We start from the raw sequence: 21,786 nt of genomic DNA, 5'->3' as shown, positions 1-21,786 counted from the left end.
CGATCAGGGACTGGCAGTTTGTGCTATTCGGGCGATAAGCAGAAATGTGTTATAGCATCTCTATCTCAAACGCCGCTATCTGCCGTTGAGCGCTTGAAAACTCCGCGCCTACTAGGTGACTTGGCTTGCCAGTCCCACTTATCGTAAATATATAGCCCTTCAAACAGGCAGCCCAGGGTATCCAGCAGCATACTGAAACCGATGGGGTAAGTCCTGGCGATGTTGGACAGCTTTTTAGTGTTCATGGGTGGAAATGACCCCTAATTGTCCGGCGTGTGCCCGTATAGTTTCCAACATGCTGGTTGCCGCAGCAGAGGGTGAACCTCGGGATGGCGTAATGATTCCCAGCGAACGGGGCACATAAGGATCAGTTAAAGGACGCCACTCTATACCTTCTGCAGAAATCTGACGGAAACTGAGCGAAGGAAGTGCAGCAACCCCAAGGCCTGCGGCGACCATTCGGCCAGCTGTACCTATTTGGCTCACTTCACACATCAAATCCATTTCCAAACTCAATTCGCTCAACACGTTCTCAATCGCAGCGCGTGTACTCGAAAGACGGCTCAACCCAATAATGGGGTAGTGCAGTAGCGTCTCCCAAGGAACGGTTTCCAATGCCAACAAGGGGTGCCCAACCGGGCATACCGCTACAAAATAATCTTCTACGAGTGATTCAAAATGGGTCGCTTCTGCGAGTAGCGGCTGTACCGATAGCCCAATATCTGCCCGCTGGTCACTCACCAAGTCATCCACCTGGGAGGCCAACACATCGTGAACACTAATGGCAATATTGGGAAAGCGTTGGCGGTAGTCGGCGAGCACGGTCGGTAAAAATCCCGCCGCTAATGTTGGCAACGCTGCCAACGTTATTTTGCCTCTCTGTTTGTTGAACAGCTCTCCAAGGTCGCCCAGAGCTTCATCCCAATCGCTAATCAGCCGTCTAGCAGTGGGCAGAAAAAATTTTCCTTCCGGGGTGAGCTGCACGCCGCGAGGAGAGCGGTTGAACAGCACGCCACCGACACACTCTTCTAATTTGCGAATGGCAATACTTAACGCTGGCTGTGACATGTAGAGGCGCTCAGAAGCCTCAATGAAGCTGCCGAACTCGGCGATTGCTACAAAAGCTTTTAACTGACGTATAGAAGGCTGCATAAATAAAGTAAAAGTCTCGTTCGTATAATTATATTAGACAAATACTAGCAGGCTCTCTCATTCTTAATAAGTTAAATGACGTACATCTTCTGGAACCAACAACCCACAATACCCAGAGAGAGCAATGACTATGTATTCGCTAAAAACGCCGCTCTTAACCGCTATCCTCAGTGCAGGCTTGATCGTTGGCACTGCGGCCCAAGCAGAAGAACAGCTTTTAATTGGCTCTACCTCCACATCCTCTAGCCAATACGGCTATTTCGTTGCCGTTGGGCAAATTATTAATCAGCATGTGGATGGTGTGCGCACCTCGGTAGTAGAGACCGGTGCCACGGTCGACAATTTGCGCCGCATTTTAAGAAACCAGGTCGATATGGGCCTCGTCACCACCAACGTGGGCTACCACGCCTATGCGGGTGAAGGTGAGTTTGAGGATCGTCCTGTGGATAACCGCCTTCTTTGGGTCTACTCCCAAGCACCACAAAATGTCGTGATGCGTGAAGATTCTGGCGTTACGAGCATGGCAGAACTAGACGGCGCGCGCCTTAACCCTGGTATTACCGGCTCTGCTACCGAAGCCACGACGATTGCCGTTATGGAGACGCTTGGGCTCACCCCTGAGTATGTGCGCGGTTCTACTACGGATGTGGTTGCCGGTGTAAAAGATAACCGTATGGCGGGATACGTTAAATCTGGCGTGGGTGAAAAGCTGGATGGCTCCTCCATGGATATTGCGACGTTTACGCCGATCCAAGTGCTGTCGCTTAGCGATGACCAGGCTGAAATTCTGAATGAGCAAATGCCAGATATTTCCGTGGTCAATATCCCCGAGGGGGCGGCCGATGGCATGCCCGCCTACACAACCTGGAGCTTTGGCTTAGCGATGCATGCAAGCCCAGAGCTTGATGAAGAAACGGCTTACCAAATTGTTAAAGCCGTGATGGAAAATCCCGAACCGCAAGTCAGTGCGCTAGCTAACCTTGCCGATGTTGATATCGCCGAGCTCACCCTAAACAGTGGAACGGTGCCCTTTCACCCAGGTGCCGCGCGCTATTTTGAAGAGCAGGGATACGAGATTCCTGAACATCTGATACCGTCAGAATAAGGCGAGGAGCTCGATTCCATGCGCAATAAACTGCTCATGCTGGTCGCCCTGTTTTTGGGCGGCTTCATTTTCTACACCTCAGCGACCGGGCCTTTTGAAAGCTTGGTTCATCGCAGTATCTTTCTTGCGCTGGTTATCGGGCTGGGGTTACTCACTTATCCATTGGGCGCTGGTAAAACTTGGCGCCCCTTGGGGATAGTAATTGATTGTTTATTAGCCTTGGGAGCAATAACTGCCTGCCTGTTTATTACTTTCAACGCTAACAGCATTCTGACTACCTTACCCTGGGCAACGACGCAGGATATGGTGTTCACTGCCATTTTAGTGGTGTCCATTTTGGAAGTTGCCCGACGGGCTATTGGATGGGTATTTCCACTACTAGTGGCAATGGGTATCGCCTATGCGCTGCTGGGAGACCGACTTTCAGGACCGCTCAGCCATCGAGGTTTTGATGCCAGTTTCGTGACGGAAACGCTATTTCTCGGTGATTTAGGCGTATGGGGGATGCTACTCGGCGTAGCCGCTACCACCATTGCCGCGTTTGTACTCTTTGGAAGCTTGCTGCTCCACACAGGTGGTGGCCAAACCTTTATTGATCTTTCAATGCGCATCGGCGGGCGTAGCCAAGGTGGGGCCGCCAAAATTGCGACGGTGGCTTCCAGCCTGTTCGCTATGGTCAGCGGAAGCGCGGTAGCCAACGTCGCCACTACGGGCAACTTCACCATTCCTATGATGAAACGGCTCAAATACCCACCGGCCTTTGCTGGCGGCGTTGAAGCTGTTGCCTCCACTGGGGGCCAGATCGCGCCGCCGATTTTAGGCGCGGCGGCGTTTATCATGGCTGAGATACTCGGTGTCAGCTACGTCACGATTGCCCTAGCTGCCGTATTACCCGCGTTCCTTTTCTATGTGGCTGTCTTTTTTACGCTGCACTTAGTAGCTGTGAGAAGCGAACTTCCTTTAGTACCTGAAAGCGAGCTTCCCGCGTGGCCAGATGTACTCCAATTTAAGCGTCTAACCCCTATTGTTGCCGCGTTGGGTGGCTTGTTTGGTGGCGTTCTTAATGGCTACTCCATCCAATTCGCAGCTTTCCTGGGCATTACCTTTCTGTTGATCAGTTATCTTTTCTTTGCTTTGTTGAACCGAACGCCGCCCCGTCAAATCGTACGTTCGCTAGTGACAGGCCTGGAGGATGCCGGCAAGGGAATGGTCATCATTGGCGTTTTGCTAGCAGGGGCACAGATTTTGGTGGCAATGCTCAACCTAACGGGTATTGGCGTCACGCTTTCGACGCTAGTAGTCAGTGTCGCGGGTGAGCAGGTTCTCCTGGTGGCGCTAATTGTCGCGGTCATCTGCCTCATTATGGGCATGGGCATTCCTACCACCGCAGCCTATGTATTGGTCGCCGCTGTACTGGCGCCTGCGCTAACCCGCATCGGGATCGAGCCGCTGGTTGCCCACCTGTTCGTCTTCTATTTTGCGACCATCTCGGTCATCACTCCGCCCGTGTGCATTGCGGTTTTTGTTGCTGCTGGCATCGCTAAGGCTGGCTGGCTACAAGTCGCTGGTCACGCGATTCGCCTAGGGGCCACCACCTACATTATCCCTTTCCTGATTCTGGCGTACCCCGCGCTTATCGGTTTAGGCGATGCCTGGGATATTACCTTGGCTGCCGCTCGTGCCATGGCCTTTGTCTTGGCTTTCGCCGGCATATTGGGAGGGGCTCGGCTCTTCGGCAACCGATGGCTGGATAGTGCGCTATTGGCAACCACAGGGCTATTGGCGCTGGTGCCGAATATCGCACTTGGGTTAGTGGGCATTGCGAGCCTGACGGGGCTCTATCTATGGGCGTGGCAATCCTCTCGGCGTATTGCACTTCAAGGAGTGGAGCTATGAGTCATCAAGGAGTGAGCATGACGAATATTGCGATGATTGGCTGTGGCACTATCGGCATTAGTTGGACCGCCTACTTTCTTTCTCGCGGTATACATGTCACCGCTTTTGACCCGGATGCCACCGCCCGCGCCAACTTTACGCTGCGCGTGGCTGAGGATATGCGTGCCCTTGGCACCGATACCCGTACGCCCGTGGTAGCGCAAACACTGGCAGAGGCCTTACAGGGCGCAGAGCTGGTCGTCGAAAATGCGCCTGAATCCGTAGCGCTCAAGCAACAGCTATTAGCAGATATTCAACGGGCAGCGCCATCGCAAGCGTTGGTGGTGAGCAGCACCTCCTCTTTAAAGCACTCTGATATCACCCAGGGTGTGCCTGCTCCTGAGCGCATTATTATCGCTCACCCCTTCAATCCACCCCACCTAGTCCCTCTGGTCGAACTCTATGGGCCAGATACTGAGCTGGTGCAGCGATTGGTCGATTTTTATCGAAGCATCGGTAAGCAGCCGGTGATGTTACGTAAAGAGATGATCGGTCATATTGCGAATCGCCTCTCTTCGGCATTGTGGCGGGAAGCGCTTTATCTATTACAGGAAGGCGTGGCCAGTGTGGAAGACATCGACCTTGCTGTGACGGCAGGCCCTGGATTGCGTTGGGCCATTCAAGGGCCGTTCCTGACCTATCATCTGGGCGGCGGCCAAGGGGGTATTCGTCACTACTTGGAACACCTCGGCCCTAGTCAGGAGTATCGCTGGGCAAGCTTAGGCCAACCGACCATGAACGACGAACTTTATGCGCAAGTGATCCATGGGGTTGAATCCTCCACGCAAGGGCAATCACTGCCAGACCTTTTCTCTGAACGAGATCGTCAATTGACGGCTATTCAGCAAGCGCTAGCGACTAACGTAAAACAGGAGGAGGTTCGATGAGCGCCTCATCTTGTTTGCTAATGGTCGCTCCCAACGGGGCTCGGCGCGTCTATCAAGACCATCCTGCCATCCCACTGACCCCGAAAGAGCTCGCGCGGGATGCTCAAGAGTGTCTAGCGGCTGGCGCCTCAGCTATGCATGTGCATGTGCGTGAAACCGACGGACGCCATTTACTTGATGCTGGTGCCTATCAAGATGCGATTAGCGCCATTCAGGATGCCGTAGGAGATCAGTTACTCCTTCAGGTCACCAGCGAAGCCGGTGGGCGTTATTCGCCTTCGGAGCAGAGACGTGTCATTGAGACGTTACAGCCATACTTCGTTTCTATCGCGGTGCGTGAATGGTTCGGCGATGCTTATGAGGTTCGAGCCAGTGGCGAGCTGTGCCGTTACCTGGCCAGTCGCGGCACACATATTCAATACATCGTTTACTCGCCTGAAGATCTCACCTACTTCAATCAGTTAAGAGAGCAAGGTGATGTGCCTAATGGCCCGGCTTTCTTACTCTTCGTACTTGGGCGCTATGCGGATCCACCCATTGCCGACCCAAACCGCCTACCGAGTTTTTTACACGCATTAGTGGCTGGCGACCATTGGGCGGTTTGTGCGTTTGGGCCAACCGAAGGTGACTGCTTAGCGCTGGCGGCCCAGCAAGGTGGTCATGCCCGAGTTGGCTTTGAAAATAATTTATGGCGAGCGGATGGCCAACTCGCTACCAACAATGCCGAGTTAGTCGCCGCGACTAAAGCCCGTATCGAAGCAACGGGACGTCGGGTGATGAGTGCATCCGAAGCCCGTCATTTCCTTGCATTTACTACCGTTGCTAACACGGGGGTGACCTTATGACGGTCGTGGTAGGTTGTGGCGCAGGCTTCTCTGGTGATCGTACCGATGCGGCTAGGCCGCTGGTCGATGCGCTCATGTCTTATGATGCCCCTCGTGCGCTGATGTTTGAAACACTCGGGGAGCGCACGCTGGCGGCTGCCCAGTTACGCCGGATCAAAGACCCGGACAGCGGTGATGAGCCACTGCTGGAAGAATTTTTATCGCCTGTTCTGAGTGACTGTCTGGCTAACCACATTACGATTTTGGGTAACTTTGGTGCGGCTAACCCAGATGCCGCGCGTCGTCGCATTCAGCAGTTGGCTAAGCGCTTAGGCCACTCTCAAGCGTGTTTGGCTACTATTCAAGGCGATGACGTAAGAGATCGCCTGCATGAGTTCGACTGGCTGGCCTGGGAAGGCGAAAAGCGCGCAATTTCAACCTTAGAGCAAGTTGTTGCCGCTAATGTCTATCTTGGTGCAGATGCCCTGATAGAGGCAATGACCCAAGGGGCTCAAGTTGTGATCACAGGACGCGTGGCCGATCCTTCACTGGCGCTTGCTCCTATCTGCTACCACCATGACTGGGCAAGCGATGATTGGGACAGGCGGGCAGCAGGGGCATTAGCAGGTCATTTAATCGAGTGCGGTACGCAAGTGACGGGTGGCTACTTTGCTGACCCTGGGGTTAAAGACGTGCCTGGCATGGCTTCGCTGGGGTATCCACTTGTCGAAGTTGAGCGTAATGGGCGACTCGTTGTGACTAAACCCCCAGGCACAGGGGGCTTGGTCACTGAGCAAACAGTAAAAGAACAGCTGTTATATGAAATACACAACCCCAGCGCCTACATCACACCGGATGTGGTTATTGATCTTGAGCATGTTCGCATAAAGCAACTGGCCAAAGACCGTGTTGAAGTCACCGGGGTACGTGGCAAACCCTCGCCAGCGCGGTTAAAAACCACCGTTAGCTTCCTCGCAGGCTATCAAGGTGAAGCTGAAATCTCTTATGCGGGCCCGAATGCTTTCGCCAGAGCACAACTAGCCAGAGAGACGCTGCGTCAGCGTTTATCATTACGCTGCCCTGCCGATCTGCGCGCCCGTTACGACTTAATTGGTGTTTCTAGCGTTTTTGATGGCGATGCCCACCTAAACACTCAACACAGAAACACAACAGCAAGCGACATTCGCCTTCGCCTCGCGGTGGAGCATGCTGAAAAATGCGTAGTGGAGCGGGCAACACAGGAGTTATTAGCACTTTATTGCTGTGGACCAGCGGGCGGTGGCGGTATACGTCGGCACCATACTCAACGGTTAAAAACCGCCTCTTATCTAGTACCAAGGCAGCAAGCTGCTCCTGTTGTCACACTGCATAAAGGAGAAGGTGATGAGTGAGCTATTGCACCGTTACGCCCATGCCCGGGCAGGCGATAAAGGTGACCGACTAAGCTTAGCGGTTTTTGTGTATCAGGAGGCTCACTATTCCTGGCTCATCGAACAACTCTCGGCATCAAACGTTGCCGCGCTATTTGAGCATCGAGGCGTTAGTCACGTAACCCGCTACTTACTACCACATCTCAATGGAATGAACTTAGTCCTGGATGATGCACTACAAGGAGGGGTCAATGGTGCGCTCAACTTGGATGGTCACGGAAAAACGTTGTCGGCCTTACTGTTGTCTATGAAAGTGGCACCACCCCCAACTTAACTGCATTAATGAAAGTCAGTAGGCGTTCTTGTTTTTAGATCATGACGTTTGAGCTTGTAGGGACGAGGAGGTTTGAGGTGGTGCAGCCGCTGTTCAGCCCATCAGAAGCTGACTGGCTAGGCCACCCCCTACCAGAAGTAAGCCAAACAGGATGAACCCCAGTATAAAAGGTCGGATACCCAACTCCTTGAGCTTTTCGATTCGGGTTTCAAACCCCAGTGCGGCCATGGCCATGGTCAACGCAATCTGGCCAGCCAGAACGAGTATTTGATGGAGGCCGCTAGGCAAGTGGATAACACTGTTGAACACAATCATGGCGATGAACCCGAAGGCAAACCAGGGGATCACCGGCTTGCCCGCTGCTGACCCAGAGTCACTGGCCTGCTGACGAAGCCACCATTGCCCGACGAGCAATAGGAAGGGCAACAGCAGTATCACGCGAACCATCTTGACAATGACAGCACTGGCCAATGCCTCGGGGCCCACCGCATCAGCAGCGGCCACGACCTGGGCGACTTCGTGGACAGTCGCGCCGATATAGACGCCAAAAAGATCTTCGTTCATTCCTGCAAGCGGGTATAAAAGAGGGTAGACAAGCATTCCCAGCGTGCCGAAGAGCACGACCGTGGCGACGGCTATGGATGAGGCCGCAGGCCGCGAACGAATGACCGTTTCGGTGGCGAGTACCGCCGCAGCACCGCAGATGGCACTGCCTGCACTTGTTAATAGTGTTGTTTCACGATCCATACCCAGTATGCGGGTGCCGATCTGATAGCCGATGATAAGCACACTGCAGATCACCACCAGATCCAACAGCAACACCTTAAAGCCAAGGGCGAAGACTTGTTGCAGGGTTAATGACAGGCCAAACAGTACAATGCCGCCCCGCAGCAGCCAGCGAGTGGCGAATGTTAACCCAGGTTGAGTACTTGGAAGGCGGTGAGCAAGAGGCAGGTTACCCACAGCCAGGCCTAACAGTAAGGCGAATACCAATGGACTAATACCTTTGGAAGCGAGTCCGGGGAGGTTAGCCAAGCCAAAACCTGCCAAGGTTAGGGTGCTACACAGAATCAGACCTTGCCACATAATGCTTTCTCTTGTTGGTGCGTATGTGGCTAGCATAGGGGCAAAAATGCTGTATGGTTATCAACATATAACCATATGGCTGTTCGGTAAAAACGATATATGACCCCTCATGTGACTTTTCGCCAGTTACAGGTTTTTGTCGCTGTTGCTCGTGACGGCACGGTTATTGCTGCTGCTGATCACTTAAAGCTATCTCAATCGACTATTAGCCAATCGCTCTCAGATCTTGAGCGTCATCTGGGTGTCGAGCTCTTCGAGCGGCTTGGCCGACGCTTACAGCTCAATAGTATGGGAAGCTACCTGTTACCCCGTGCTGAGCGCCTTCTGGAAGGTATGGCCGATTTTGTTGCTGTCGCTGAGGATCCTGAAAGCCAATTGCAGGGCACGCTTAATATATCGGCCAGCGCTACCACGGGTACCTATCTGCTGCCCCCTCTGGCCGGATACTTCAGCAATCAGAACCCGAGAGTGGATCTTCGGCTACGATTGCGTAATACCGGAGAGGTAATTACGGATCTGCTGCGTTTTGATGCTGATTTGGGGCTGATCGAAGGGCAGTGTCACGAATCGCGCCTGAAGAGTGAAACATGGTGCGAAGACCAGCTTGTGATTGTCTGTTCCCCACAGCACCCCCTTGCCAGCAAGGAGTGGCTGGATGACGCTGATATTAGAGCGGCCGCCTGGATACTGCGCGAACCTGGCTCAGGCACGCGTGAAGTATTTGAGGCCGCTGTGTTACATCATGTCGAACGATTGCAGGTGCGCATGGAGCTCAGCCAGCATGAAGCCATCAAGCAAGCAGTGAAAGCTGGTCTCGGTTTGGGCTGCCTCTCTCATCGCAGTGTGGAAGGGGAGCTTGAAAGAGGGGAGTTGATTGCGCTGAACAGTGGGTTAAAGCTCACCAGGATTTTTTCATTGGTGTGGCATCCAGAGCGTTATCGGAGCCCGTTGTGGCAAGCGTTTAAGGTTTTTTTGATCGATAATCATGGCAATCCTCCGCAGCCAGGCAGACCACAATAACTGGGTTCGAAATGTACAGATAATATATGTTGTGCACAGAGCCTATCGGTGACACTGCTTTTCACGCTCAGGCTGCCAGTAAATGGCATCAATTCGGCTCTGTGGTTTGGTACTGTTGGGTAGTGGCTATTTTCTATGATGCCGCCTATTTTTGAGACCACGGTTGAGGTCGATGAAGCGCACCTGCTTACTTTTTCATTATAAGTTAAGGGGCTATTCCGTTAACCCGCTCGATGATCTCGGTAGCTCCGCTAATATCAGGTAAGCACTCTCCTTGGGCCACTCGTTGGAGAATCGCCTCTTCCTGTTGTTGCAGCATAATGGCCTTTGAGGCAATCGTAACGGCTTCTTGAGCAGGTACTACTAGAACTCCACTCTCATCAGCGAGGATAATATCACCAGGGTGAATAACGAGCCCTCCGAGAGTGACTGGCATATTCATGGTGCCTCCCAACTCCGCCAATTTAGTTGTTAAGGCTGAAATGCCTCGGCACCAAACCGGAAATCCTAGCTCTTGAATAGTGTGTGCATCCGTCGCCATTCCGTCGATGATGACTCCTCCCACACCTAGCTTTTTGGCTACGTGAGTCATCACCCCACCCCAACATGCGTGTCTGTCGTCGCCTTGTCGGTCAATGATTAAAATGTCTCCAGGGCGTACTAATCGCATCGCGTGATTAAGTAGCGTGCCGTCTGTGGGTGGGAGAGAGAGGGTCACAGCAGTTCCTACCACCCGCGTCTGGGCGAGCAGTGAGTGAATCGCTGGATCGATGAATCCATTTTCTCTGAAATGGCCAATAGTGGCCGTTTCACACTCGAGTAGTTGCTGACTGATATGGGGGTCAATCGGTGTTGGCATCTGTGCGATGTGATACATGAATATCTCCTAGTGGTCAGATCAAGCTGGGTAAAAACGTGATAAGAGAAGGCAAGAAGAACAGTACTAGCATGCCGAAGAGGAAGCAGATGACGATCGGCCAAGCTGCGGCAAAGATCGTTTGCATAGGTACTGAGGGTGCGCCGCCTTTCACTGCAAATAAGTTATAGCCGAAGGGGGGGGTTAGGCTGCCGACCGAGATATTTATTAAAAATAGGGTCCAGAACCAGATGGGGTCGAAGCCATATAGCTTGACCAATGGTGCATAAATAGGAATGACGACCATCATGAATGCAATCTGGTCGATGAACATGCACGCAACGAGCGGCACTAGCATCAGTAGTAACAACATCCACATGGGATCAAGTTCTAGGCTTGTGGCCAGCCCTACTAGGCCTGAAGTCGCACCAGCGAAGGAGAGTAATTGGCTGAACAGTTTCGAACAGGCCAAGATAGCGATGATCATGGCGCTGATGCCCAACGAAGAGAGTATCGCCTGCTGTGCCATTTTGAGTGTGAAACGACGGTAGTAAACCGCTACCAACATGGCACCAAGCACGCCCGTGGCTGCAGACTCCGAAGGCGTGGCAACCCCTAGCATGATTAGCCCGAGCACCGAGAAAATGATGATACTGAACGGCGCCATATTCAGTAGTGCTTTACTACGTGCTCGCCACGTTCCGCCTCCACCTTCGTCGGCGTTAGGTGCTAAGGAGGGATTGAGTATCAATTTTACTACTACGTAGCCGACAAACAGCCCTGCCAGAAGGATGCCCGGGATAATGCCAGCGATAAGCAGTCGCGCGATCGAGATATCGACCATGGAGCCGATGATGATGACCAGCAGGCTTGGGGGAATAATCGGTGCCAAACTGGCTCCCCCCAGAATTAGACCGATAGAAAGCCTGTCATCATAGCCACGCTGCTGCATAGTAGGTAACGCCGAGCGGCTCAGCATAGCTGTAACGGCTAGGGCTGATCCTGACAAAGCCCCAAATAGGGTGGCAAGTACAATGACAAAGAAATATAGGCGACCTTTTATGCGGCCCATTAGCGTGTCCAGGGCATCAAAAATGACGTCTATCGAACCCGACCGGAACAGCAATTCTCCCATCAGCACGAACAGTACGATGGTAGTGAGTGTTTCTGACGTGACGGTACTGTATACGCTGTTGGCGAACATGCCGAAGCCTGCACTGCCCATAAGCCAGAAAGTACCCAAAACGTTGACGGTAAGAAAGGCGATAAAAATCGGCACGCCCAGAGCGAATAACCCCATTAGCAATGTCAGAGCAATGCCTAGCGAAATATACCATTCCATGCTTAAGCCTCCTGTCGCTCGTTATCATCATGAGAGGGCCCCGCAAACAATGCATGGCGCAGGAAGTACAAGGCGGTATTGATAAAGGCATAGCTGATGAAGCTTGAAACCCAGTATTTAGGAATATCAAGACCTAGTGCGGTTGTAGTGCCTCCGTCAAATTGGCGGAGCGTTTCCTTAACGATGATCCAGGCGGTGACAATACAAACACTTCCTGACATTAGTGCGATTACTCGATCATAGCGTTGGCGCATGGAAGAAGAGAGCCTTTCAGGGAGCACGGTGATCGCGATGTGGCCATTGGTGCGCGCAAGCTCCGGTATGCTCAGGGAAACCGCGATGCAGAGGAAATAAGCGACAAGGGAGCTTGACCATAGTGTCGGGGCATTAAAAAAGTAACGAGCGACCACTTCGATCCAGAAGCATAAGACGATGCCACATAAAGTGGCACCGCCAAGGTAGAACCCGAATCGCGTGATACGGTCATGGAGTCTAGCTATCGGGTGGGGCATAGTGATACCTACTCGACCGTCGCAGTCATGTTGTTCTGCTCAGCGATTGCACGCATGTTGCTGACCGCCTCTGGAGACTTGTCGACCCCTAACTGCCAGATTCCTTCATTGACCAGGGCATCAAGCCGCTCGGCATCAGATTGTTGAAAGTATGTTTCTTCCATTCCCTTTTCTTTCAATGATGCCCACTCTTGCTGTGCTAGCTCATCAAGAATGGCGGCTGTTTCGTTTTCTAGCGCTTTGCCTTGCTCGAGAAGTAAAGTTTGACTGTCCTCATCGAGCGCGTTGAAAGAAGCTAGATTCATGAACAAGTAGGTATAGGTTTGGCCGAAGGTAGGTTTGGTAAAGTACCCCGCGACTTCATTCCACCCGAAATCTTCGACGCCGTTGAGTCCCCAAGCGGCTCCATCGATCACACCACGATCAAGCGAAGAGTAAACATCCCCGCCTGACATTAGCACTGGAGTCCCCCCTAATCCTTGAGTGATGCTGGTATAAGTCGCGCTACCGCGAATCCGGCGACCCTCTAGGCCAGGAGTGCTCTCGATGGGTTCCTTGAGTACATATTGAAAGCCGCTGCTACCTAAAGGCGGAATTGCAATTAATTTGAGACCGAGCTCGTTATAGTGTTCATCGATAAAGTCCCAGAGGCCTGATTCGTGGGTAGCGTCAGGATCGACAAAGACCGCATCCATAGCAGCACCGACACCGGTAGTATTGGTATGGTAGGCTCCATGAGTGTAAAGCAGATCGAAAACACCAGATGATACAGGCTCAAGTTGCTCGAAGGGTGATACAACATCTGGTCCGTTCAAGCCGATTTTTAGAGCACCTTGGCTAGCTTCCTCGACTTTTGTTATATATCGCTGGGCAACTTCGCGTGTATAAGCACTCGTTTGGTCGTAGCTGGTGAGCATTCTCAACTCAGTAGCCATAGCATGTGATGCGCTCAATGTAAGAATGACTAATGCAAGGGAACGTTTCATTGTCTGCCTCTTTGTGTTTGTACTGACGAATTAAATGTTTTGCATGGGGCTATTGAATCTAGTCATGACAATGACTAACGGTCAATAGAATATAAAAAACTAGAGTTTTTTATTTTTTATGGATAAGATTAATAGAATTTATACAAAAGATTTTTATTTGGTGTGTTATCAATTTTTCACTAAATAATTTTTGGTTGTTAATTGAGTTTTGCTTTAGCGCTTGATTAGTACAAGAAAATATAAAAAAAGTGCTAGGAGCACTGTTTTGGTGCAATATTGTTCTATGCTGTATGTGATAAAATTAATTTTAAATAAGTTCAGTGGGCCACTTTTAGTATAAAAATTAGCTGTATTGTTAGAGGTTAAGAAGAGGCTTTATGAGACCCGTTCACGATACATTGGATTGGAATCTTCTTAGAACTTTTATTGTTATTGTTCAAGAAGAGAGTGTCAGTAAGGCTGCCAATAGGCTTTACCTTTCACAGCCAGCAGTCAGCCTCTCATTGAAACGATTGGAAGAGAGGTTAGGTCAGCGGCTAATCGAGCGCGATAGTCACAGCTTTAATGTGACAAAAGCTGGGCATCTCGTCTATCGAGAAGCCATCGATATCTACGCTAACGTAGCACGGCTGGCTGCTTCAGTAGGAGACTTTGACCCTGAAGTAGTCGGTCATGTTTCGCTACTTTTCATAACGGGAATTCAATGCCGATTCCTTGACAGTGTGTTCGAACGCTTTCATAAAAAGTTTCCCCAGATCACATTTAGTATTGAGGATATGTCTAGTCAGGAGGTGCAGAATGCGTTGGCCCAAAGGCAGGGAGCCATGGGTATCTGTCTCGCATTGCAATGTCCGAGTAATCTGAATAGCCAGACATTAGCGAGACAACGGTATCGGCTCTACTGCGGAAAAAGCCATGCACTCTTTGGCCGCCATAACTTGCCGATGGATAGCCTAATGAGTGAGAACTATGTCTCGTTTGGCAGCGAGCAACTTGATGGTGTGCTCTCTTCACTTGCAGTGTTTCGTGCCCACCATGGTCTTAAGGGCAATGTGGTCGGCCAATCGAGTAGCCTCCAAGAAATTCAACGAATGGTAATTGCCGGATGGGGGATTGGTTGTTTACCCGAGCATTTAGTGCTGAGAGATGTTGCGGAAGGTCGACTCTGGCCCCTTCCGCCCTATGATGGCGTCGCTGAAATCGATCTTCACGTGATGTGGCACCAAGATGCTCGTTTCAGTGATGCTGAGACCATCTTTATGGAGTTTTTCCTTAATGCTATGGGCAAGGTGCCGCTCGAGGAGCGGCTTACCACTGGACTTGAAGTGTTCGACGAAATACCTGATGTCGAAACAGCTAAATAATCGCTAATGGTATTATTTTTTGTAGGCCAAATTGAACCAAGTCGTCTTCAGATCTGAATACTTGTCCAGTGCATGAAGTGATTTATCACGACCAAAACCGGACTGTTTCATGCCACCGAAGGGGACACTAATATCACCATCGGCATAGCAGTTGACCCAGACCAAGCCAGCCTGAAGGCGCTTTGATACGCGATGTGCACGGCCAAGGTCACCGGTCCAGAGTCCAGCTCCAAGCCCATAGATAGAATCGTTAGCCAAGGCGATGGCCTCGGTCTCGTCGGCGAAGCGGCTTATACTTAACACTGGCCCGAAGATCTCCTCGCGCATCACCGTTGTGGTTTGGGCTCCTTCCAATATTGTTGGTTCAACGTACCATCCTCCCTCCACAGGCGTCGCATGCTTTCCACCGTGGTGGAGAGTCATGCCCTCGCTGAGTCCTTGCTCGATAAAGTTTAATACTTTGGCATGATGGTCGGCGCTGACTAACGCTCCCATACGCGTAGAGGGATCCAACGGATCGCCAGCTGGCATGTCTTTTGCGGCGGAAACCAGTCGTGGTAAGAAGTCATCAAAAATAGACGCTTCCACATAAAGCCTAGAGCCTGCAATGCATACCTCCCCCTGGTTGGTAAAGATACCTGCGGCAGCAGCATGTGCGGCGGCATCCAGGTCCGGGCAGTCAGCAAAGACTATGTGCGGAGATTTGCCTCCGCATTCGAGCCACACTCGCTTTAGATTGGACTCGCTGGAGTAGCGCATAAAACGCTTGCCTGTAGCGGTGGATCCTGTGAAGGCGAGTGCATCGACCTGTGGATGCATTCCCAGCGCTTCGCCAGCGATAGCACCGTGGCCAGGGGTGACATTGAATACGCCATCCGGCAGGCCCGCTTCCTTGGCTAGTGCAGCTAGCCTGAGAGCACTAAGGCTAGAGGCCTCGGCGGGCTTGAGTATGACGCTATTACCGACTGCCAGTGCTGGGGCGAATTTCCAGGCGGCGATCATCAGTGGAAAATTCCATGGCACCACAGCAGCGACCACACCGAGAGGCTGGCGGGTGATGGTGGCATGAACGTCTTCGCTAGTGGGGGCTATCTCATCGTACTGTTTATCGATCGCCTCGGCATACCAGGCCACACAGCGTGCTGTTTCGGGCAAGTCAAAGGCCAAGCTATCAGCGATTGGCTTCCCCATTTCGAGTGTTTGTAGAAGCGCTAGCTCTTCTGCGTGCGTTTCGATAAGCGAGGCGAAGCGGAGCAAAACTCGTTTGCGCTCTAGTGGAGGACAGCGAGACCAGTCACCTGATTCGAAGACTCGACGTGCGGCAAGTACCGCACGGTCGATATCCACACCACTGCAGGCAGTCACGTTGGCTATCATCTGGCCTGTCGCTGGGTTGTAAGCCTTTAGAGTTGAGCCGTCATAGCTGTTGACAAATTCACCGTCGATGAAGGCTTGAGTGGTCAGCTGTAGTCGGCTGGCTAGCGTTTGCCAGTAAGCTTTATCGTGCATTGTCATATCCTTATTTTAAGATGCTGCGATACCGGCCTTGCGCAGCATGGTGTGCAACAGCACGTTGGCGCCAGCCTCAAGATCCTCCGGTGTAGCATTTTCGCTTTCGTTGTGACTGATACCATCTTCGCAGGGAACGAAAATCATAGCCGTAGGTGCAACACGACTTACGAAGACAGCATCGTGACCGGCCCCAGTCTCGATATCGCGGTAGGGTATGCCAAGTCCATCGCTGCTAGCGCGAATGAGATCTACTAGGTCGCTGTTAAATGGTGTCGGTGGCACCCGCTGAACGTCCTGCAGTTCTACGGTTACTTTTCCAGGCTCATGATGCTTTGAGCAGATATCTCGGAGAGCATGCTCCATCTGTTCAAGCGTCTCGTTCTCCAAATGGCGAATATCAACGCTGAAGGTTACTCGCCCAGGAATGACATTGCGTGAGTTTGGATAAAGGTCGAACTCCCCACAGGTGACGCGACCATGCGGCTGATGCGGATCGGCTAGCGCTAGGATATCGCCGATGAGCTCGGCGGCCCGTTTTAGCGCATCACGACGATAGGGCATGGGTGTCGGCCCAGCATGGGCTTCTTGACCGGTGACCACGACATCGAACCAGCGCAAGCCTAGAGAGCCAGTTACCGCGCCGACAGCTATTCCTTCCGCTTCAAGTACTGGACCTTGCTCGATATGGGATTCGATATAGGCACCGAAGGTTTTGCTACCCATAGGAATGTCACCGCGGTAACCGATACGTTCCAACGAATCAGCTACAGTGTCTCCATTGCGATCTTTGGCAGCTAGCGCGGTCTCAAGCGGGATTACGCCAGCATGCACCCCAGATCCCATCATGACTGGAACGAAGCGGCAGCCCTCTTCGTTAGTCCATATCACTACCTCAAGTGGTGCTTCAGTAGTAATAGAGAGATCATTGAGAACTCGCATAACTTCCAGCCCGGCTAGTACACCGTAACAGCCATCGAAACGGCCACCGGTGGGCTGGGTGTCGAGGTGACTTCCGGTGGCCACCGGGGGTAGGTCATTACGGCTTCCAGCACGACGAGCGAAGATATTGCCCATTTGATCGACATCTATGGTCAAGCCAGCGTCTCGAAACCAGCTAGACACAAGCTCACGACCAAGTCGATCCTCTTCCGTCAACGCCAACCGGCAATTGCCACCCTTCGGTGTGGCACCAATGTCAGCAAGGTTCATTAATGAGTGCCATAGGCGCTGTCCATCAATGCGGAGTGTCGAGAAAGTAGACTCAGTCATCAGAGCTCTCCTGTGTCATTACTATATTTTTGGCCTTCAAGAGCTGCAGCACGGATTGCGCTTAGACGCTCTCCTGGTGCAATACCATCAGCGTCATAACGCAGCTCAATCAAAGCGGGCAAGTGTTCTTGCTCAGTAAAGGCTAGGGCACGATTAAAGGCAGCTTCGAACGAAGCGTCGTCCTCGACGATCTCTCCATGTCCGCCATAGGCCTTGATCAGGGCGTCAAACTTAGGGTTGGTGAATGTCAGCGCAATCTCTCGGCCAGGAAAGTCATTCTCCTGATGGGCGCGGATGGTGCCCCACATGCCATTGTTGAAGACGAGTATGACGATACCCAGTTGGTACTGCAGGGCCACGCCGAGCTCCTGCAAATTCATCTGGAAGCAACCGTCACCGGCAAAACAGATGGCCGGCCGTTGAGGGTGCTCGAGCTTACTGCTGATGGCTGCGGGAAGGCCGTAACCCATTGCACCAACCGTGGGAGCTAACGAGCTGCCAAGTCCACCAAACTGGATATAGCGATGAGCATAAAGTGCGTAGTTGCCAGCGCCGACAGTGATACAGCCTTTCCCGTTCAGTAGTCGATCTACCGTTCGGGTGACTTTATCTAGGCTAAGCCGTCCAGGCGCCTCTAAAGGTATAAGAGTATCAAGATAGGCTCGTCGAGCAGTGGCCGTCGCCTGTTTCCATGCGGGTGTTACCTCAGGAGCTAGTTCTCCTAGGCTTGTCGAAAAACCAACCACGTCGGCATTAATAGCGAGGTCAGGACGATAAACATGCCCCAGTTCTTCTGGGTCGGGATAGATATGGACTAATGTCTGGCTTGGCACGGGCGATTCGATCCAGCTGTAGCCCTCTGTCGTAGGTTCGCCTAATCGTGCCCCCAGCGTAATAATCAGATCGCAAGACTTGAGCTGCTCACGCAAAGCTTGATGCATGCCGCTACCAACGTGACCAACGAAATTCTCATGGTGTTGGTTAAAACACTCTAGGCGTCGCCAAGCAACGCCAACGGGAAGAGCGTAGCGCTCGGCAAACGCAGCAATATCCATTTGAGCCTGTTCGGTCCATCCGCTACCACCCAGTAATAGGAATGGCTTTTCGGCCCGCTCTAGATGCTGTTGCAACTCGCGCAATTGCTGTTGGCTAGGGTAACTGTGTAGGCGCTGCCGAGGCTCCACATCAGCAACGCAGGCCTCGCCCCACAACGTATCTTCTGGCAAGGCCAAAACTACTGGGCCAGGGCGGCCACTGGTCGCGACAGAGTAGGCTCTGGCGATGAACTCAGGTATCCGTGCAGTGTCGTCAATCTGAGCTACCCATTTGGCCATTGGTCCGAACATGCGGCGATAGTCGATCTCCTGAAAGGCCTCGCGTTCGATGAAATCGTTGCCGACTTGTCCGATGAAAAGGATCATCGGCGTCGAGTCTTGATAAGCCGTATGGACGGCAATTGATGCATTGGTGGCGCCAGGACCACGGGTGACAAAACAGATTCCAGGCTCGTTGGTTAGCTTGCCATAGGCCTCGGCCATGTAGCCAGCACCGCTCTCTTGGCGGCAGACAATAGGCTCGATAGCATCACGATGCTCATTAAGTGCATCAATACAGGGCAGATAGCTTTCGCCGGGGACCAGAAAAACGCGCCGAGCACCATGCTGGCGTAATTGTTGAATCAGGATTTGGCCCCCGTTGCGTGTCGGGGTGACGGCGTTGCTCATGGGCAAGATCTCTTTGAACGAATGGTTAGGTAGACGGGGCAGATAACAGCCGATGTAAGGGCTTAATCTGACGAGAATCGACAACACAACGAGCTCGAAAGCCGCACTGATAAGACCAAGACTGGTCTGCTTCGAACCCTTGTTTTTCTGGCCACGGGCCGTCAATTGCCAGCATGCCGGCATCATCGCAAGCCCTAAGAAACAACTGTCGGAAGGGGGCTAGCGAGGCGCTACGCTCTTCTGGAGACAGCTTTAGGTCACGTGCTAAATCACCAGTGCCGAGCAGAGCGGCTAAAACGCGGGGGCTAGAGTGTAATAATTCGCTGATCCGCTTGACCCCCAAGCGACTCTCTATAGTCGGTATAATGACGGTGGTTTCTGGTGCTATACCCCAGTGTTTTTCTTCGCGACTAAGTGCTGACGAAAGTGCCGTCAGTTGTGTTACTTCCTCGACTTTGGGCAGGAAGACCGCCTCAGGAGAGGCTCCCATTAGCAGTTTCAGCTCTTCTCGACCTCCCTTATCTAAGGCATTGATTCGGACCATGGGAGATACGCCTCTTTGCCTACAGCTTTTGGCCATGCTGGCGAACGCTTGGCAGGCAGTATGGCGTGATGCTGCCGGGGTGAACTCCTCTAGATCAATAACGATGGCATCGGCCCCAGAATCCAACGCGTCGGCCAAACAATCGGTGTCATGCCCTGGTACGAAAAGCCAGCTTCGACAGCCTGTTAGTTTGCTATGAAGCATGAAAGTCACTCCATTAGGTTGGGTAAGAACAGCACGATGTCAGGCACGAATGTGATGAGCATTAGGACCGCAAGCATGGACATCAGCATTAGCGAAAGTGGGCGTAACGTTTCCATAACGCTGATACCCGAAATACGGCAGGCCGCCATTAGATCTATACCCAGAGGGGGAGTATTGGCGCCGATAGCGAGGTTGACGGTGAGCAGCACGCCGAAATGCACTGGATCAATACCGTACTGGGAAAGCAGAGGCATAACGATTGGCGTGATGATGATAATAATGGCAATGCTCTCCATGAAGGTTCCGAGCACCAGTAGTACCGCCGTCAGTAAAAGCAAAACGCTGTGCGTGCTATCAGTCCAGTTGCCAATTGTTCCAGCGATGGCTTGTGGTACCTGCTCATAAGTCAGCCCCCAGGCGAAGAGACCAGCAGCGCCGATAATTACTAAGATGGCGGCGCTCGTTTCTGCTGTGGCGATGACGCAGTTGAGAATGTCTCGTAGTGAGAGGCATCGATAGAGCACCACACCAAGTACAAGGGCATAGAGAATGGCCGAGGCGGCTGCTTCGGTCGGTGTAAATACGCCGAAGCGAATTCCACCAATGATTAGTACCGGCACCATGAGTGCAGGCAGTGCATCGATGACCGCTCGGCGGCGTTCCGCGGGGTCGGAAGACTTGACCCCGGCCCAGCCATGTTTCCGCGAAATATAAAGTGCTACACCTATTAATGAGAGGGTCAACAACAGGCCAGGAATTACGCCCCCCACGAAGAGCTTACCCACCGATGTATTAGACGTGGTGCCATAGACAATCATGACGATACTAGGAGGGATCACTGTTCCGAAGGAGCTTGCACACCCAACGAGTGCGCTGCTAAAACCCTTGTGGTAGCCATTCTTATGCATTGCAGGTAACAGCATGCTGCCGATCGCAATCACATCTGCTACTCCCGATCCCGACAAGGCGCCAAATAACATACAGGCCATGACCGCTACGACGGCTAAACCACCCCGAATATCACCGACTAGGGACATGCAGAGATGTACGATACGTTTGGTGAGGCCGGCGCTGTTCATCAGTTGCGCCGCCAGTATGAAAAGGGGAATCGCTAATAGAGTGAAACTGTCCATCCCACCAACGAACTGTTGCGCGGAAACCATCATCGGGGCTGCGCCGAACACAAGCAGATAAACAAGAGCGGCGAGGATTAGGCTGAAGGCAATCGGAATATTAATTAAAATAGCGAGACCAAAAACACCCAGCAAAGTAAGTGCACCGGCGGTCATAGTGAATCTCCTGAAGACAACACGTGCTGCACTTGCATTAGTGCCATTCCTACGCAGCCCACTGGTACCGAGAGATAAATGATTCCAACAGGCATTTTTAACGCTGTTGTGGTCATGCTCATGGTTAGTAGTGTTAGATCCCAACCAGCCTTCGCCAGTACCAACAGCATTATCAGGAGCACAATGTCTGTGGCCTTTCCGATGATTCGGCGGGCGCCGATAGAGCGCACAATTAGCGGCAGTAGTCCGGCATTAAGGTGAGAACGTTGATAGGTACAGGTAACTGAGCCCAATAGGGCTGTCCAAATCAGCACTAGTCGCGGCAACTCTTCCGCCCAATTAGGCGTTTGTCCCACAACCCAGCGCATAAAGACCGTATAGATAACCAGGGCCGCCAACGCGGCGGCTCCACAGGCGGCTACGGCCAAGCTTAGATGGGATACACGCATTACAAGTTTGGAAAAGGTCATA

General features: G+C 52.3%; 21 protein-coding genes. 8 read left to right on the top strand and 13 right to left on the bottom strand.

Features of this window, described 5'->3' with window-relative positions; all coding sequences use genetic code 11:
- Positions 1-65 precede the first annotated feature (65 nt).
- Positions 66-245 (bottom strand): hypothetical protein, encoded by a 180-nt coding sequence (locus NF683_RS05690; protein ID WP_089040386.1) that lies wholly within the window; start codon positions 243-245, stop codon positions 66-68.
- Positions 235-1,152, bottom strand: coding sequence for a LysR family transcriptional regulator (locus NF683_RS05685; protein WP_089040387.1), 918 nt, complete (start codon positions 1,150-1,152; stop codon positions 235-237). Before NF683_RS05685 ends, NF683_RS05690 begins: the two co-directional genes overlap by 11 nt.
- Before the next feature lie 130 nt (positions 1,153-1,282).
- Here NF683_RS05685 and NF683_RS05680 point away from each other — a divergent pair, with 130 nt between their 5' ends.
- From NF683_RS05680 to NF683_RS05655, 6 genes are read left to right on the top strand one after another with little or no spacing between them, the layout of a single operon-like run.
- Entirely contained in the window at positions 1,283-2,257 is a 975-nt protein-coding gene (locus NF683_RS05680) for a TAXI family TRAP transporter solute-binding subunit (RefSeq protein WP_253921515.1), read from the top strand.
- An 18-nt stretch (positions 2,258-2,275) separates the two neighbouring features.
- Positions 2,276-4,153, top strand: a complete 1,878-nt coding sequence (locus NF683_RS05675; RefSeq protein WP_253921514.1) for a TRAP transporter permease — start codon at positions 2,276-2,278, stop codon at positions 4,151-4,153.
- Positions 4,150-5,079, top strand: coding sequence for a 3-hydroxyacyl-CoA dehydrogenase NAD-binding domain-containing protein (locus NF683_RS05670; protein WP_089040390.1), 930 nt, complete (start codon positions 4,150-4,152; stop codon positions 5,077-5,079). The genes NF683_RS05675 and NF683_RS05670 overlap by 4 nt, the downstream gene beginning before the upstream one ends.
- Positions 5,076-5,924: a BKACE family enzyme gene (locus tag NF683_RS05665; RefSeq protein ID WP_253921513.1), complete on the top strand. Its 849-nt coding sequence runs from the start codon at positions 5,076-5,078 to the stop codon at positions 5,922-5,924. The genes NF683_RS05670 and NF683_RS05665 overlap by 4 nt, the downstream gene beginning before the upstream one ends.
- A complete protein-coding gene (locus NF683_RS05660) occupies positions 5,921-7,294 on the top strand; it encodes an acyclic terpene utilization AtuA family protein (protein WP_206048321.1) in 1,374 nt (457 codons plus the stop codon). Before NF683_RS05665 ends, NF683_RS05660 begins: the two co-directional genes overlap by 4 nt.
- On the top strand, positions 7,287-7,607 hold the full coding sequence (locus NF683_RS05655; RefSeq protein ID WP_089040393.1) for an AtuA-related protein: 321 nt from the start codon (positions 7,287-7,289) through the stop codon (positions 7,605-7,607). The genes NF683_RS05660 and NF683_RS05655 overlap by 8 nt, the downstream gene beginning before the upstream one ends.
- A gap of 93 nt (positions 7,608-7,700) precedes the next feature.
- On the opposite strand, the gene NF683_RS05650 is transcribed toward NF683_RS05655, so the two are convergent.
- On the bottom strand, positions 7,701-8,693 hold the full coding sequence (locus NF683_RS05650; RefSeq protein WP_089040394.1) for a YeiH family protein: 993 nt from the start codon (positions 8,691-8,693) through the stop codon (positions 7,701-7,703).
- 99 nt (positions 8,694-8,792) lie between these two features.
- Here NF683_RS05650 and NF683_RS05645 point away from each other — a divergent pair, with 99 nt between their 5' ends.
- A complete protein-coding gene (locus NF683_RS05645) occupies positions 8,793-9,713 on the top strand; it encodes a LysR substrate-binding domain-containing protein (protein ID WP_253921512.1) in 921 nt (306 codons plus the stop codon).
- 205 nt (positions 9,714-9,918) lie between these two features.
- On the opposite strand, the gene NF683_RS05640 is transcribed toward NF683_RS05645, so the two are convergent.
- Genes NF683_RS05640 through dctP form a run of 4 tightly spaced genes read right to left on the bottom strand, consistent with a single transcriptional unit; the run spans position 9,919 to position 13,409 of the window.
- The gene (locus NF683_RS05640) at positions 9,919-10,590 is read right to left on the bottom strand and encodes an RraA family protein (protein WP_253921511.1); all 672 of its coding nucleotides are present in this window, start codon (positions 10,588-10,590) and stop codon (positions 9,919-9,921) included.
- 16 nt (positions 10,591-10,606) lie between these two features.
- Positions 10,607-11,911 (bottom strand): TRAP transporter large permease, encoded by a 1,305-nt coding sequence (locus tag NF683_RS05635; RefSeq protein ID WP_253921510.1) that lies wholly within the window; start codon positions 11,909-11,911, stop codon positions 10,607-10,609.
- A gap of 2 nt (positions 11,912-11,913) precedes the next feature.
- Entirely contained in the window at positions 11,914-12,423 is a 510-nt protein-coding gene (locus tag NF683_RS05630; RefSeq protein ID WP_253921509.1) for a TRAP transporter small permease, read from the bottom strand.
- 8 nt (positions 12,424-12,431) lie between these two features.
- Positions 12,432-13,409 (bottom strand): TRAP transporter substrate-binding protein DctP, encoded by a 978-nt coding sequence (gene dctP / locus NF683_RS05625; RefSeq protein ID WP_089040398.1) that lies wholly within the window; start codon positions 13,407-13,409, stop codon positions 12,432-12,434.
- Between the two features lie 377 nt (positions 13,410-13,786).
- Between dctP and NF683_RS05620 the strand changes: the two genes are divergently transcribed.
- Complete coding sequence (locus tag NF683_RS05620; protein ID WP_089040399.1) at positions 13,787-14,773, top strand: LysR family transcriptional regulator; 987 nt, start codon at positions 13,787-13,789, stop codon at positions 14,771-14,773.
- 12 nt (positions 14,774-14,785) lie between these two features.
- On the opposite strand, the gene NF683_RS05615 is transcribed toward NF683_RS05620, so the two are convergent.
- Genes NF683_RS05615 through NF683_RS05590 form a run of 6 tightly spaced genes read right to left on the bottom strand, consistent with a single transcriptional unit; the run spans position 14,786 to position 21,785 of the window.
- Entirely contained in the window at positions 14,786-16,288 is a 1,503-nt protein-coding gene (locus tag NF683_RS05615) for an aldehyde dehydrogenase (RefSeq protein ID WP_089040400.1), read from the bottom strand.
- Between the two features lie 9 nt (positions 16,289-16,297).
- On the bottom strand, positions 16,298-17,554 hold the full coding sequence (locus tag NF683_RS05610) for a Zn-dependent hydrolase (RefSeq protein WP_089040401.1): 1,257 nt from the start codon (positions 17,552-17,554) through the stop codon (positions 16,298-16,300).
- Positions 17,554-19,278: a thiamine pyrophosphate-binding protein gene (locus tag NF683_RS05605; RefSeq protein ID WP_089040402.1), complete on the bottom strand. Its 1,725-nt coding sequence runs from the start codon at positions 19,276-19,278 to the stop codon at positions 17,554-17,556. The genes NF683_RS05610 and NF683_RS05605 overlap by 1 nt, the downstream gene beginning before the upstream one ends.
- Positions 19,279-19,303: 25 nt before the next feature.
- Positions 19,304-20,026: an HpcH/HpaI aldolase/citrate lyase family protein gene (locus NF683_RS05600; RefSeq protein ID WP_089040403.1), complete on the bottom strand. Its 723-nt coding sequence runs from the start codon at positions 20,024-20,026 to the stop codon at positions 19,304-19,306.
- Between the two features lie 5 nt (positions 20,027-20,031).
- Positions 20,032-21,315 (bottom strand): TRAP transporter large permease, encoded by a 1,284-nt coding sequence (locus tag NF683_RS05595; RefSeq protein ID WP_089040404.1) that lies wholly within the window; start codon positions 21,313-21,315, stop codon positions 20,032-20,034.
- Positions 21,312-21,785, bottom strand: a complete 474-nt coding sequence (locus NF683_RS05590; protein WP_232471408.1) for a TRAP transporter small permease — start codon at positions 21,783-21,785, stop codon at positions 21,312-21,314. Before NF683_RS05590 ends, NF683_RS05595 begins: the two co-directional genes overlap by 4 nt.
- Position 21,786: the final 1 nt, after the last annotated feature.

Source organism: Halomonas sp. MS1, assembly GCF_024182575.1.
Classification (GTDB): Bacteria; Pseudomonadota; Gammaproteobacteria; order Pseudomonadales; family Halomonadaceae; genus Vreelandella.
This window is presented reverse-complemented; position numbering and strand designations above follow the sequence as displayed.

Bases quoted from the DNA above. Each gene is read 5' to 3' on its own strand.
- NF683_RS05635 (WP_253921510.1), bottom strand. From the start codon at position 11,911: ATGGAATGGTATATTTCGCTAGGCATTGCTCTGACATTGCTAATGGGG.
- NF683_RS05610 (WP_089040401.1), bottom strand. From the start codon at position 17,554: ATGACTGAGTCTACTTTCTCGACACTCCGCATTGATGGACAGCGCCTA.
- NF683_RS05685 (WP_089040387.1), bottom strand. From the start codon at position 1,152: ATGCAGCCTTCTATACGTCAGTTAAAAGCTTTTGTAGCAATCGCCGAG.
- dctP (WP_089040398.1), bottom strand. From the start codon at position 13,409: ATGAAACGTTCCCTTGCATTAGTCATTCTTACATTGAGCGCATCACAT.
- NF683_RS05645 (WP_253921512.1), top strand. From the start codon at position 8,793: ATGACCCCTCATGTGACTTTTCGCCAGTTACAGGTTTTTGTCGCTGTT.
- NF683_RS05650 (WP_089040394.1), bottom strand. From the start codon at position 8,693: ATGTGGCAAGGTCTGATTCTGTGTAGCACCCTAACCTTGGCAGGTTTT.
- NF683_RS05655 (WP_089040393.1), top strand. From the start codon at position 7,287: ATGAGTGAGCTATTGCACCGTTACGCCCATGCCCGGGCAGGCGATAAA.
- NF683_RS05630 (WP_253921509.1), bottom strand. From the start codon at position 12,423: ATGCCCCACCCGATAGCTAGACTCCATGACCGTATCACGCGATTCGGG.
- NF683_RS05590 (WP_232471408.1), bottom strand. From the start codon at position 21,785: ATGACCTTTTCCAAACTTGTAATGCGTGTATCCCATCTAAGCTTGGCC.
- NF683_RS05615 (WP_089040400.1), bottom strand. From the start codon at position 16,288: ATGACAATGCACGATAAAGCTTACTGGCAAACGCTAGCCAGCCGACTA.
- NF683_RS05665 (WP_253921513.1), top strand. From the start codon at position 5,076: ATGAGCGCCTCATCTTGTTTGCTAATGGTCGCTCCCAACGGGGCTCGG.
- NF683_RS05600 (WP_089040403.1), bottom strand. From the start codon at position 20,026: ATGCTTCATAGCAAACTAACAGGCTGTCGAAGCTGGCTTTTCGTACCA.
- NF683_RS05680 (WP_253921515.1), top strand. From the start codon at position 1,283: ATGTATTCGCTAAAAACGCCGCTCTTAACCGCTATCCTCAGTGCAGGC.
- NF683_RS05620 (WP_089040399.1), top strand. From the start codon at position 13,787: ATGAGACCCGTTCACGATACATTGGATTGGAATCTTCTTAGAACTTTT.
- NF683_RS05660 (WP_206048321.1), top strand. From the start codon at position 5,921: ATGACGGTCGTGGTAGGTTGTGGCGCAGGCTTCTCTGGTGATCGTACC.
- NF683_RS05640 (WP_253921511.1), bottom strand. From the start codon at position 10,590: ATGTATCACATCGCACAGATGCCAACACCGATTGACCCCCATATCAGT.
- NF683_RS05690 (WP_089040386.1), bottom strand. From the start codon at position 245: ATGAACACTAAAAAGCTGTCCAACATCGCCAGGACTTACCCCATCGGT.
- NF683_RS05670 (WP_089040390.1), top strand. From the start codon at position 4,150: ATGAGTCATCAAGGAGTGAGCATGACGAATATTGCGATGATTGGCTGT.
- NF683_RS05605 (WP_089040402.1), bottom strand. From the start codon at position 19,278: ATGAGCAACGCCGTCACCCCGACACGCAACGGGGGCCAAATCCTGATT.
- NF683_RS05595 (WP_089040404.1), bottom strand. From the start codon at position 21,315: ATGACCGCCGGTGCACTTACTTTGCTGGGTGTTTTTGGTCTCGCTATT.
- NF683_RS05675 (WP_253921514.1), top strand. From the start codon at position 2,276: ATGCGCAATAAACTGCTCATGCTGGTCGCCCTGTTTTTGGGCGGCTTC.